The organism is Streptomyces cacaoi, from assembly GCF_006539165.1.
Lineage (GTDB): Bacteria > Actinomycetota > Actinomycetes > Streptomycetales > Streptomycetaceae > Streptomyces > Streptomyces cacaoi.
In genome coordinates, this window is record NZ_BJMM01000095.1 from 1 (window position 1) to 11,682 (window position 11,682).

10 protein-coding genes are annotated in these 11,682 nt (G+C 74.9%); 4 read left to right on the top strand and 6 right to left on the bottom strand.

Going from position 1 to position 11,682, the window contains the following annotated elements; all coding sequences use genetic code 11:
• From SCA03_RS33700 to SCA03_RS33720, 5 genes are all read right to left on the bottom strand, one after another.
• The coding region (locus SCA03_RS33700; protein WP_174864522.1) for a sensor domain-containing protein at positions 1–435 on the bottom strand (435 nt) is incomplete at its 3' end.
• 67 nt (positions 436–502) lie between these two features.
• A complete protein-coding gene (locus SCA03_RS33705) occupies positions 503–3,562 on the bottom strand; it encodes an alpha-N-acetylglucosaminidase (RefSeq protein WP_230989093.1) in 3,060 nt (1,019 codons plus the stop codon).
• Positions 3,563–3,825: 263 nt separating this feature from the next.
• Positions 3,826–4,473 (bottom strand): LuxR C-terminal-related transcriptional regulator, encoded by a 648-nt coding sequence (locus SCA03_RS33710; RefSeq protein WP_030892164.1) that lies wholly within the window; start codon positions 4,471–4,473, stop codon positions 3,826–3,828.
• Between the two features lie 66 nt (positions 4,474–4,539).
• Positions 4,540–5,556: an FAD-dependent oxidoreductase gene (locus tag SCA03_RS33715; RefSeq protein ID WP_086814732.1), complete on the bottom strand. Its 1,017-nt coding sequence runs from the start codon at positions 5,554–5,556 to the stop codon at positions 4,540–4,542.
• Between the two features lie 82 nt (positions 5,557–5,638).
• The gene (locus SCA03_RS33720; protein WP_230989092.1) at positions 5,639–6,664 is read right to left on the bottom strand and encodes a S1 family peptidase; all 1,026 of its coding nucleotides are present in this window, start codon (positions 6,662–6,664) and stop codon (positions 5,639–5,641) included.
• Positions 6,665–6,867: 203 nt separating this feature from the next.
• Between SCA03_RS33720 and SCA03_RS33725 the strand changes: the two genes are divergently transcribed.
• From SCA03_RS33725 to SCA03_RS33735, 3 genes are all read left to right on the top strand, one after another.
• Entirely contained in the window at positions 6,868–7,467 is a 600-nt protein-coding gene (locus SCA03_RS33725; protein ID WP_030892173.1) for a pyridoxamine 5'-phosphate oxidase family protein, read from the top strand.
• A 130-nt stretch (positions 7,468–7,597) separates the two neighbouring features.
• Complete coding sequence (locus SCA03_RS33730; RefSeq protein WP_051857208.1) at positions 7,598–8,818, top strand: FAD-dependent monooxygenase; 1,221 nt, start codon at positions 7,598–7,600, stop codon at positions 8,816–8,818.
• 307 nt (positions 8,819–9,125) lie between these two features.
• On the top strand, positions 9,126–9,965 hold the full coding sequence (locus SCA03_RS33735) for a putative protein N(5)-glutamine methyltransferase (RefSeq protein ID WP_030892177.1): 840 nt from the start codon (positions 9,126–9,128) through the stop codon (positions 9,963–9,965).
• Between the two features lie 15 nt (positions 9,966–9,980).
• Here SCA03_RS33735 and SCA03_RS33740 read toward each other — a convergent pair whose 3' ends face one another.
• On the bottom strand, positions 9,981–10,868 hold the full coding sequence (locus tag SCA03_RS33740) for a Gfo/Idh/MocA family protein (protein ID WP_086814734.1): 888 nt from the start codon (positions 10,866–10,868) through the stop codon (positions 9,981–9,983).
• A 190-nt stretch (positions 10,869–11,058) separates the two neighbouring features.
• Here SCA03_RS33740 and SCA03_RS33745 point away from each other — a divergent pair.
• Positions 11,059–11,682 (top strand): sensor domain-containing protein (locus SCA03_RS33745; protein ID WP_174864523.1); only part of this gene is annotated, 624 nt, incomplete at its 3' end.

Here is an 11,682-nt window from a genome sequence, read left to right on the forward strand (position 1 = left end):
TGAGGTCCGCAGGTTGACGGGGAGCAGGGGAGGCAGCAGGGCGGTGACGAAGCCGGCCGTCGCGTCGGTGGGCAGCCAGGCCAGGTCACGCCAGGTGGCCGGGTCCTTCAGCATGAGCTGGCAGCGCTCGACCTGGCCGACGAGTCCGCGGCGCAGATCGCGCGGCCAGGGCCGGTAGGGCGGGGGCACCTCCGTCCCGCTCCACCGGGCCACGAGCCGGCGGCGGTGGTTCGCGTAGGCGCGGACGCTGCTGGTCATCGCGGGGGTGGTGACGACGCCGACGCCGATGACCATGAGCGCCATCGACACCACGGTCAGGACGAACAGCGTGAGGGAGAGGGGAAGCGTGACCACGGCCAGGACGGGGCCGCGCACCATGGCGAGCATCAGTGCGCGGGTCTGCTCGGTGGCGGTGCCCGGTTCCTCGTCGCTCACGGTCCTCGTGTTCCTGCCCGGGCCCGGGGGCGTGCCCCCCGGGCCCTCGATCCTGGGGTTCCTCGGTCTACTGCGTCGCCCAGCGGTCGAACTCCACCGTGGCCCGCCGGCCGCTGCTGTCGGCGGCGGTCATGAACAGACCGGCGTCCAGCTTGGCTGACGCGCCGGGGACCCGGACGGTTGCCACCGTGCGCCAGGTCTTCCCCTCGTCCGTGGACAGGGCCCCGGTGAAGGCGCCGTCGGCGTCCCGGGAGAGCCGCAGCAGCACGGGCGCCCGGACGCCGGTGAGGCGCTGGTAGGTGTCCAGTGTGCCGTCCCCGTTCGTGTCGTAGGACAGCACGACCCCGTTACCGGGCGTCACGGCGAGGTTGAGGAAGCCGGGCGCCCGGGCGTCGGACAGATCGTTGCGGGCGATGATGCCGGCCCGTGCCCAGGGGCCGCTGTCGTCCTGCGAGACGACCCGCACCGTGACGGAGCCGCCCGCCGCCAGCGCACCCGGCCGGTGGACGGCGCCGAACTCGGCGCGTGACTTCCACAGATCGGCGCCGGCCCCGTCGATCGCCCAACGCCCGTCCAGCTGGCCGAAGACGGCGTCGTTCGTCGTCACGGTGCGCACCCCGCCCGGCAGCGGCCCGGCCCGGTGGAAGCGGCCGGTGCGGGTCGTGGTCACCCGCTGCCCGCCCCGCGGCCCGTACGTGGCCCGCACCGTGAACGGCACCGGCTCCAGCGGGTCGGTGAGGGCGCCGGAGCCGGCCGGAATGCGCCAGCGCACCCGGGCGGTGCCGCCGGGCTCGACCGAGGGCGTGGAGGTGGGGTCCTGCGGGCGCGCGCCGTCGGCCCCGGTGAGGCGGAGTCCGACGGTGCCGGTCGCGCGCAGCCCGTTCTCGTTGCGGAAGACGGCGGTGACCGTCGCGGACTCGCCGGGCGGTACGGCGGCCGGGGCCGCCGTGACGGTCAGCGAACCCTGGAACGGCGCCGTGGCCAGCACGTCGTGCACCCGTCGGGCGGTGCGGTACGGGTCGGTCACCGGACGCCGCGCGTACGGCTCGGTCTTCCGCGTCCACGGCTCCTCGCGCGCGTACCAGTCGAACGTCTCGGGCTCCCGGTCCTGTTCGAGCGCGTCCTGGAGTTCGTCGAGGTAGGCCCGCCACTGCGGCAGGTGCACATCGCGCAGCAGGCCGTGCCAGTCCCGGTTGGCGTAGTTGGCCAGATGGCCGCCGTCGGCGGTGGCCCGGTCCGCCCAGGTCGTCACCAGCGCCCGCGCGGTGTGTTCCAGTTGGGCGCGTTCGGCGGCGGAGGCGGCCGAGGCGCGTGCGTCGTGCAGCCACGGGCCGAGCAGGAAGGCCCGGTGGCCGCCGGCCACCTCGTCGGCCAGCCCGAGGAGTTTGAGCCACAGCGCGGCCAGCCGCTTGAACGTGGCCGCGTCGCGCTGCCGGTACGCCTCCTCCAGCTGCGGGATGAGCACCCAGGAGCGGTTGGCCAGCACCTGCCGTGCGGTGTCCGTCAGGTCGTAGCGGTAGGCGTCGCTGTCGCGCAGCCGTGCGGAGACGCCGAGCAGCCCGGCGAGCGCGGCGTCGAAGCCCGGCAGGTCGTACGCCGGGGTGTGGGTGGCAAAGTAGGTGCCCGAGCGGGCGGTCAGGCTCGGCCGGGACGCGAACACGCTGTCGTGCGGGCGGCCGTCCGCGCTGGTGATCCGGTAGGCGGTCTCGCGCAGGGCCGCCGTCGCGCTGCGTGCCGAGGCGTCGGTGCCGCCGTAGCGCAGCCGTGCGTAGTCCTCGAACCAGCGGGTGCGGTCAACGGCCTCCTCGCGCCAGGCCAGTTCGGTGAAGAGTTCGGCGGCGGCCGGGTCGCGGTGGGTGGCCTCCGGCATGTAGCAGGTGCCGGCGAGCTTGCTGCCGGCCTTGTCCCGCCAGCTGGTGAAGCGTTCCGTCCACATGTGGGTCTTGGCGCCGAGCGTGGTGCGTCCGCCGAAGTTGGGGATGGTGCCGAACGCGTAGGGCACCCCGCCCCAGTCCCGCTCCCGGTCGGTGACCCGCTCCAGGTCGGAGAGCCCGTCGACGATCAGCATCCGGTCCTTGTGCGCCAGCCCGTCCAGCAGTTCCCTACGAGGGTTCTCCTGCCAGCCGAGGATCACCCAGGTGGCGCCGGGGTGCGCCTGCTGGAGCGCCTTTTCGACGGCGCGCGCCGCCTCGGGGACGGGCACGTCCCCCGGGTCGCCGCCCTCGTGCAGCAGATCCATCTTGAAGTGCTCGGCGGGGCCGAACAGTTCCCGCTGGTGCCGGTAGAACGCCGCCGCCACCTTCCGGAACACGGCCGTCCGCGGGTCGAGCCAGGCCGGTCGCTCCAGCCCGTTCCAGGTGCCCTGCGGGACGGTGCGGCCGCCGGGGTTGCGCCGGGCGAAGTCCGCCGGGACGGTGCCGAACCAGCCGGGGAACACCGGCCGCATCCCCAGCTCCCGCATCCGCCCGACGATCCGCCGGGCGAGCCGCGCCCGCCGCCGCAGCAGCTCCCGGCTGACCGGGCCGCCGTACCGGGAGAGGTTCTGGAGGAGCCACCACGGCTGGTGGGACGGCGCCGGGGTCCAGGCGCGGGCCTCGGCGTCGCTGTAGCCGAACTCCGTCAGCAGCCGGTGGTAGACGGCCTCCTGCCCGGCGGTCACCAGCACCTCGTTGACGCCGTGCGCGGCGAGCACGTCCAAGAAGCGCTCCCAGTGCTCCCAGCCGGCGTACGGGGCGGTGTAGCCGTCGTGGGTGTCGTTGAGCGCGAAGCGGTGCCCGACGGTGGCGCGCTGCCGGTGCTGGGCGCGGGGCGCCGGCAAGGTGGCGGGCAGCTCCAGCTGGGTGCCCGACCAGGAAATGTGCGCGTCGCAGCTGTACTTGAGGTACCAGTGCACGCCGGTCAGCAGCGCGACGGGGCCCGTGCCCTGCACCGTGATCCGCCCGGCCCGCCCGTGCACGGCGAAGCGTTCCGGGCCGCCGACCGTCCGGAGCGTGATCTGGTCCGCGTGCCGGGGAAGCAGCCGCCGCAGAGCTGCCTCGGCGGCCCGCACGCCCTCCGCGCCCGCTGAGCCGCCCGCGCCCGCCGTGCTCTCCGTGTCTGCCGTGCCGTCCGCCGCGCCGCGTGCCATCGCCGGTGTGTACCCCCCTGCCAGTGCGAGTCCGGCGCCGAGCGCCCCCGCCGAACCCAGGACGGTGCGTCTGCCCACGGGGGTGCGTCTGCCGCCCGCTTCGCCTCCGTCGTCCGCCGCTGCGCGTTCCGCGCCGGCGGCGCGGGCGGCGGAGTGCCGGGCCTCCTGGGGGAGTCTGCCGTTCTGGTGCATGAAGTGCCCCTTCGCCGGATGGTTCCGGATGTGACCGAAGACACGTACGGGCACGCACGCTAACGAAGCGGTCAGCCCCGGTCGAGGTAGGCGAGGACGGCGAGTACGCGGCGGTTGTCGTCGTCCGAGGGCGGCAGACCGAGCTTTCCGAAAATGTTCGAGGTGTGCTTGGCGACGGCGCGTTCGGTGACGAAGAGCTGCGCGGCGATGGCCGCGTTCGACCGGCCCTGTGCCATCAGCTCCATCACCTCCTTCTCCCGCGCCGTCAGATCGCCCATCGGCTCGTCCTGCGAACGCCGGGTCAGCAGCTGCTGGATCACCTGCGGGTCCATCGCCGTGCCGCCCTGGGAGACCCGGCGCACCGCGTCGATGAACTGGTCGGCGTCGAACACCCGGTCCTTGAGCAGATAGCCCACCCCGCCGTTGCCGTCGGCCAGCAGCTCCCGCGCGTACAGCTGCTCGACGTGCTGCGAGAGGACGAGCACCGGCAGCCCGGGACGGTCGCGCCGCGCCTGGAGCGCGCACTGGAGGCCCTCGTCGCTGAACGACGGCGGCAGGCGTACGTCCACCACGGCCACGTCCGGCTCCAGTTCGGCCAGCGCACGGCTCAGCTCGGGGCCGTTGTCGACGGCGGCCGCGATCTCGAAGTCGAATGCCTCCAGCATCCGCACCAGTCCGTCCCGGAGCAGGAACAGGTCCTCGGCGATGACGACACGCACGGAAAACTCCACACTTGGCGGCGGCGGTGCCCCGGGCGTGACCGTCCGGGGCGGGACGCGTCGAATCTACCCGCAGGCCCGCCGGCCCCGGCCCGCCCAGTACGTGTAGTAGGCGCTCAACGCGGCCTCCGCGCCCGAACCCTGGGCCGTGACCACGCGCTGGTGCCCGGCCGCGCGCAGATCACCCGCGGTGAACAGCCGCCGCGGCTGGGACGCCGGCGGGCAGTGGCCGTCCGGGCCGGGGCGCAGCGAACCCGCCGGGGGAGCGGGGCGGGCACCGAGGTTCGCCAGCACGCGGGGTGCGGCGAGGGTGAGCGCCGTACCGTCCGGGCGGCGCGCCGCGGCCCGCGCCCCGTCCGCCGTGTGCGTCAGCGTTGCCGCGGCGACCTCGTGCAGCCGCACCCTCGGATCGCCGGCCACCTCGGCCGTCTTGTACGTCTCGGACGCCGGGTGCAGCACGTCCAGCGTCACGGCGGCGCCGGGGTGCGCCCGCAGCCAGGTGCCCAGCGGACGGTCGGCCCCCAGCACCAGGGCGTGCGCACCGTCCGGCAGCGGCCCCGTGTCCCGCAGCGCAGGAACGGGCGCCGCCGGAACGGGCCCCGCCGGAAGGGGCGCCTCCGGCTGCTCGACGGTGAGCCACCCGGGGCCCTCGCCCTGGGTGGGCTCGTCCGGGCCGGGCACGGGCACCGGGCGCACCCCCGTGGCCACGACGACGGCCCCGCCGGTGAGCACCGGGCCGGTGGCCAGGGCCACTTCGGCGTGCCCGGGGTGTGCGACGACGCCCACGGCCCGGTCCCGGACACGGACGCAGCGGCCCTCGCCCTCCAGCCGGTCCAGGTCGGCCTGCGTGGCCCGGGCGAGCTGCGGCCCGGACGTCCAGCCGCCGGGCACGTTCTCCAGCGCGGTGATGTGCCACAGCGTGCCGCCCGTCCGCTCCTCGGCCTCCACCAGCGTCACCGGCACGCCCACGCTCGCCGCCATCAGCGCCGCCGCCGTCCCGGCCGGCCCGCCGCCGACGACCAGCAGCCGTCCCGGGGGCGTGCCGTCAACGACACCGGGCGCCGTCGTGTCCTCGTCCACCATCCGCCCGACGCTAACGGACCCCGCCCTCCGCCCCGGGAGACGGGACGGAGGGCGGGGCGGCCGATGGCGGGTGCCGCCGGGATCAGCCGATGACGCTGGTGATCCAGTCGTGGTGGTCGGCGACGCTGGTGAAGATGTCAGCGGCCGTCGCGCACTCGCCCACGCCGCGGCTGTTGAGGCCGGCCACCTCCCAGCGGCCCGCCACCTTGATCAGCCCCGGGGCGCCCGAGTCCCCGCCGCAGGTGCCGACCTTGCCGTCGGTGTTGTCGACGCAGAAGTCGCCCTCCGCGATGCCCCAGGCGTCACCGTCCTCCGGCGTGGAGTTGCACCGGGGCGTGCTCGGGTCGAGCACCGGGAGGTCCACCTCCTGGTGCTTGACGGGCAGTTGCTTCGGGTCGTCGTCGGCGGCGCTCGTGTAGCCCCAGCCGGTGGCCTTGACCGTGTCGCCCGGCTGCGGCTTCGTGGTGGCCAGCGGCGCCGGGGTCTTCTCCACCTTCTCGGCCAGCTTGATCAGCCCGACGTCCTGGCCGTCCTCGTGGTCCTCGTAGTACTTCCACTCGGGATGCACCACGAACTTCTCGACCTGGGCCACGGTGCCGCCCTCGGTGCGGTCCAGCGAGCCGACGCGGACGTGGTACTGCGCCGGGTCGTTGAGCTTCTCCGTGGACAGGCAGTGGGCCGCCGTCAGCACCCAGTCCGGGGCTATCAGCGTGCCGCCGCAGGCGTGCGAGTTCGGATCGCCGTCGCGCTCCTTCTGGAGGGAGACGACGAAGGGGTACGCCTCGGTGGAGTCCGAGCCGCCGATGATGCGGGTGCTGTAGCCCGGGCCGTCCTGCCCCGGGCCCTGCGTCGCGGCCTGCGCGGGCGCAGCGGCCAGCGTGATACCGGCGGCCAGGCCGGTCGCGACGAGGGCCGTCCACGCGCCACGCCCGGCGCGGCGCCGGGCGCCGCGGGCCCCGGCCGTCGCACGGGCCCGCGTGCTGTGCTGTGTGTGCTGTGCGTACGAGATGGGTCCGATCCCTTCGTTCGTGCTTGTTGCCGTTCCGTTCGTTCCACTGGGCGGCGTGGCTCCGCCGGAGTACCGGTCGAGGACACCCTCGTCACACACATCCGCCCCCGTTCGGCCGTGCCGCGCACGGCCGCCGTACATCTCAAAGCCCCAACGCCCTTGTGTCCATGGGTTTTTGAAAAAAATGTGCGAGGTTCGCGAAGATCGCCGGGCGGATGTGGTGCGGGCCCGTCCGCGCGGCGGGACCGCCACCCGGGACGCCCCCTGCCCGAGGAGGGGCACAGCCGGTCAGAATCGGCTCCATGGGAAAAACACACCCCGGAGTGGAGGGCAGGCTGCGCGAGTTCATCGAGTCACAGCCGCTCTTCTTCACCGCGACGGCACCCCTGTCCGGCGACGGCACGGTCAATCTCTCCCCGAAAGGCGTCACCGGCTCGCTCGCCGTGCTCGACCCGAAGACCCTGGCCTACCTCGACTTCGCCGGAAGCAACGCGGAGACCGTCGCCCACCTGCGCGAGAACGGCCGCATCACCCTCATGTGGTGCGCCTTCCAGGGGCCGCCCAACATCGTGCGGGTGCACGGCCGCGGCGAGCCCGTCTTCCGCGACGACCCCCGCTTCCCCGAACTCCTCGCCCACTTCCCCGACTTCGAGCCCGGCGCGCACGGGCTGCGCGCCGTCGTCCTCGTCACCGCCGAACTCATCCGGGACACCTGCGGTTTCGCCGTGCCGTACCTGGCCTACGAGGGGGACCGCACACTGCACGGACAGCGCTTCGAGCGGGAGGACGACGCGTCCCTGAGCGCGTACTTCGAGAAGAAGGAGCACATCGCCACCAGCATCGACGGCCTGCCCGGCCTGCCGCTCCCGCTGCCCCCGTACCCCGGGCCGGCGCCCGGGTAGCCGGCCTGTACGCCGGCTGTGTGCGGTGTAGGCGCCGTGTAGGTGCGCTGTCGGCGTCCGGCCGGAGGCTCGGTGCTGCCCCGGAGCGCGGGAGCACACGCCCCGCGCCCGGCACGGAAGGAGAAACACCATGGCATCCGAGAACACCGGCACCGGCCACGGCGGCACCCGCCCGGCACGTGTGCTGATCTCCGGCGCCAGCGTGGCGGGCCCCGCGCTGGCGTACTGGCTGCACCGGTACGGCTTCCACGTCACCGTCGTCGAACGCGCCCCCGCGCTGCGACCTGGCGGGCAGGCGATCGATGTGCGCGGACCGGCGCTCGACGTCGCCGCCCGCATGGGCGTCCTGGACGAGATACGGGACCACGCGACCGACCTGCGCGGCATGTCCGTACTCGACGAGAGCGGCACCGAGGTGTTCCGCAGCACCGAGGTCACCGCGAGCGGCGGCCGGCTGGACCGCGGCGACGTGGAGATCCTCCGCGACGACCTCTCCCAGATCCTGGTGCGCGCCGGCGGCCCCGGCATCGAGTACCTCTTCGACGACTCGATCGCCGCGCTCGACGACGGCCCCGACGAGATACGCGTCCGCTTCGCCAGTGGCCGCGAGCGCGCCTTCGACCTCGTCGTCGGCGCCGACGGCGTCCACTCGCACACCCGCCGCCTCGCGTTCGGCCCGGACAGCGGCCGGCTGCGGCCGATGACCGGGCACCTCGGGGTGTGGACGGCCCCGAACGTCCTCGACCTGGACCGCTGGCAGATCCTCTACCGCCTCCAGCACGGACCCGCGTGGGGCGGCCTGGTGATGAGCGTGCGGAAGAACGCCGAGATGCGGGTCTACGTCGGGGTGGACGGCGAGGACCCGTTCGACCCGGCGCTCCGGGACCCGGAGGCGCAGAAGCGGATGATCGCCGCACGCTACGCGGACGTCGGCTGGGAGATGCCGCGGCTCCTGAACTACATGTGGGACGCCCCGGACTTCCACTGCGACGTCGGCCTCCAGGTCCATCTGGACAGCTGGTCGCGCGGCCGGGTCGTGCTGCTCGGCGACGCCGGGTACTGCGGCTCGCCCGCCTCCGGCCAGGGCACCAGCATGGCGATGGTCGGCGCCCATGTGCTGGCCGGGCAGCTCAAGGCCGCAGGCGGTGACCACCGTGCCGCGTTCGCCGCCTACGAGCGCGAACTGCGCCCCTGGGTCACCGCCAACCAGGCGCTCGCCGAACGGCACATCGCCCAGGGCCCGCCGGACCAGGGCGTGTCCAGCGAGGGCGACTGGTACGACGACGCCCCCGGGCCGGACGGCCGGACCTTCTACGAGGTCGTGGACGACTTCACCGTCCGCGCCTACTGAGCCGGGCCCCGCAACGGGCGGTGCGGGCAGGGGGGCACTGTCCGCACCGCCCGCCGCGGGCCGGACCGCACCGCCGAACGGCCGCCGCCCCGCCGGTGCGGACCACGGGCGGTCCGTGTAGTGTTCGGCGCCCGATCCGCCGTACGACCGAGGGAGGTGGGAGAGATCACCGCCGCAGCAGGCCGGGCACTCCCGCCCCGCAGCCGTACGCGCCGTCGCACCGCGTAGCACCCGGGCCCGCGCGGGCCCGGCGCGTCCGCCGGAACGGAACACGGAGTGCCCTGACGACCGAAAGGCACTCCGCACCATGACGCACCACCCCGACACCACCCCCTCGCCCGCACCGTCCGCCCGGCCCGACCTGGTGGCGCGGCTGCGCACCGCCGGCTGCGTCTTCGCCGAGGACGAGGCCCTGCTGCTGACCGAGGCGGCCCGCACCCCCGCCGAACTGGACGCCATGACCGACCGCCGCGCGGCGGGGCTGCCGCTCGAACACGTCGTCGGCTGGGCCCGGTTCGCGGGCCTGCGGACCGTCGTCGGACCCGGCGTCTTCGTGCCGCGCCGCCGTACCGAGTTCCTCGTCGAACAGGCCGTCGCGCGGGCCACGGCCGCCCGCGGCGCCGGGCCGCGACCGTCGCCGCTGCTCGTCGACCTGTGCTGCGGCAACGGCGCCGTCGGCCTCGCGGTGGCCACCGCGCTGCACGGCCGGGCGCGGCTGCACGCGGCCGACGTCGACCCCGCCGCCGTACGCTGCGCCCGGCGCAACCTCGCCGGCCTCGCACAGGCCCGGGTGCACCGGGGCGACCTGTTCGCCGCGCTGCCCACCGCGCTGCGCGGACACGTCGACGTCCTCACCGCCAACGTCCCCTACGTCCCCAGCGCCGACCTGCCGCTGCTGCCGCCCGAGGCCCGCGACCACGAGCCGCGCACCGCACTGGACGGCGGCCCCGACGGGCTGGCCCTGCTCCGCCGGGTCGCCGCACACGCCCCCCGCTGGCTCGCGCCCGGCGGCTGCCTCCTCACGGAGACCAGCGAGGCCCAGGCCGAGGCCGCCCGCACCCTCCTCACCGACGCCGGGCTCACCGCCCGGATCGCCCGCCACGCCCCGCTGGACGCCACCGTCCTGCTGGCCGAGCGGGCGACCTGACCGCCCGGCACCGGGTCAACGCAGCGGCGGCAACTGCGCGTCGGCCCGGTGCAGCAGCTCGGTGACCGTCTGCGCGAACCGCGCATCGCACGGATGCGCCCGGCCGGTCCGCACCGCCTCCAGCAGCGCGTCGACCGCCCGGCCGAAGGCCACCGCCGGCTCCTCCTGACGCTCCGGCAGCTGTGCCACCCCCGACGCACCGCGCACCTCGGCCGTGACCCCGGCCGCCGCCGGATCGACGGAGTGGCTGAGCGTGGACGTACTGGACGCCCCGGAGACGTGCCGGAGCACCAGATGCACCGTGTCCCCGGCCCCGCCGCGCGCCGCCGTCACCTCGGCCACCTCGCCGAGCAGGGGCAGCAGCACGGACAGGGCGTGCGGCCCGATGTCCCACAGCGCGCCCTTCTCCCGGCGCCAGGGCGAGGCCGCGTACGGCGAGTGCCCGCCGCCGAACACGGGCGAGAGCCAGTCTGCCCGGCCCACCTGCCAGCCGTCCTCCGCCGCCCGGTCCCGCAGCCACTGCGCGGTGCCCGCACCGAAGTGCAGCGTGAAGAAGACGACGGCGGCGACCCCGGCCCGCTCGACGGCCTCGGCCACCTCCCGGGCCGCCGCGGGCGCCGTCGCCACCGGCTTGTCCAGCAGCAGATGGCAGCCGGCCTCGGCCGCCCGCACGGCCAGGGGCGCCTGGACGTCCGGCGGCAGGGCCAGCGCCACCGCGTCGACGTCGGCGAACAGCGCGGCCGGATCCTCGTACGCCCGGGTCCCCAGCTCCCCGGCCAACTCCGCGGCGGCCTCCGGCCGTCGGCCCCACACACCGACCAATTCCGTCCCGGCGTGCTCCGCCAGCGCGGGTCCGTGGGTGCGCCGGGCCCAGGGGCCGGTGCCGAGCAGTCCGCAGCGCAGGGGTGTCGCAGTCGTGGATGTCATGACGGCAGCCTAGAAAGCCGGGCGGACAACGGCCCAGGGCACTCCGCCGGGGGTGGCACCAGGTACACCCCGCACAGGGGGCCGGAGCCAGTGACCGCACCACCGGCCATCAGCAGACTGGAGACGTGCCCGGCCCCCGGGCGCGCGGGACGTGAGGAGCCGAAGAGTGAGCGAGACCGGACGAAGCGGCACATGGCCGGCGACGGGCGGGCGGACCGGCAGGCCGCGCGCCGCACTGCTGGCCGGCGCACGCGGCCTCGGTCTGTCGTTCCTGTCGCTCGGCGGCTCGCTGGCCCTCTTCCTCGCGACGGTGGTCTCGCTCGTCCTCGTCGCGGCCGGTATCGGCCTGTTCACCACGCCGCCGCTGCTGGAGCGGGTGCGCGCACACGCCAACCAGCGCCGTCTGCTCGCCCGCGAATGGACCGGCACCGACATCGTCGCCCCCTACCCGCCGCTGCCCGAGGACCTGCGCGGCCCCGGCGGCCAGGTACGCCGCTGTCTGCTGATGCTGGGCTCGGCCGCCACCTGGCGCGATGTGCTGTGGCTGCTCGTCGACGCCGTCGCCGGCTTCGTCACCGCGCTGCTGCCGCCGGCCCTGCTGGTCTACGGCGTGGAGGGCTGGGTGATGTTCCTCGGCGTCTGGCGTGCCGTACGCGACGGCTACTGGTACGCCTTCATCCGCCTCCACGACTTCGACTCCGCCGTCCAGACCGCCGCCCTCGCCACCGCCCTGCTCGCCCTCGCCCTCTACGCCAACCCGTACCTGCTCAAGGCCCACTTCCTGATCGCG

What these genes read in the sequence shown, in the direction of transcription:
- SCA03_RS33705 (WP_230989093.1), bottom strand. Translation starts at nt 3,562, where the DNA reads ATGGCACGCGGCGCGGCGGACGGCACGGCAGACACGGAGAGCACGGCG.
- SCA03_RS33715 (WP_086814732.1), bottom strand. Translation starts at nt 5,556, where the DNA reads ATGGTGGACGAGGACACGACGGCGCCCGGTGTCGTTGACGGCACGCCC.
- SCA03_RS33725 (WP_030892173.1), top strand. Translation starts at nt 6,868, where the DNA reads ATGGGAAAAACACACCCCGGAGTGGAGGGCAGGCTGCGCGAGTTCATC.
- SCA03_RS33730 (WP_051857208.1), top strand. Translation starts at nt 7,598, where the DNA reads ATGGCATCCGAGAACACCGGCACCGGCCACGGCGGCACCCGCCCGGCA.
- SCA03_RS33735 (WP_030892177.1), top strand. Translation starts at nt 9,126, where the DNA reads ATGACGCACCACCCCGACACCACCCCCTCGCCCGCACCGTCCGCCCGG.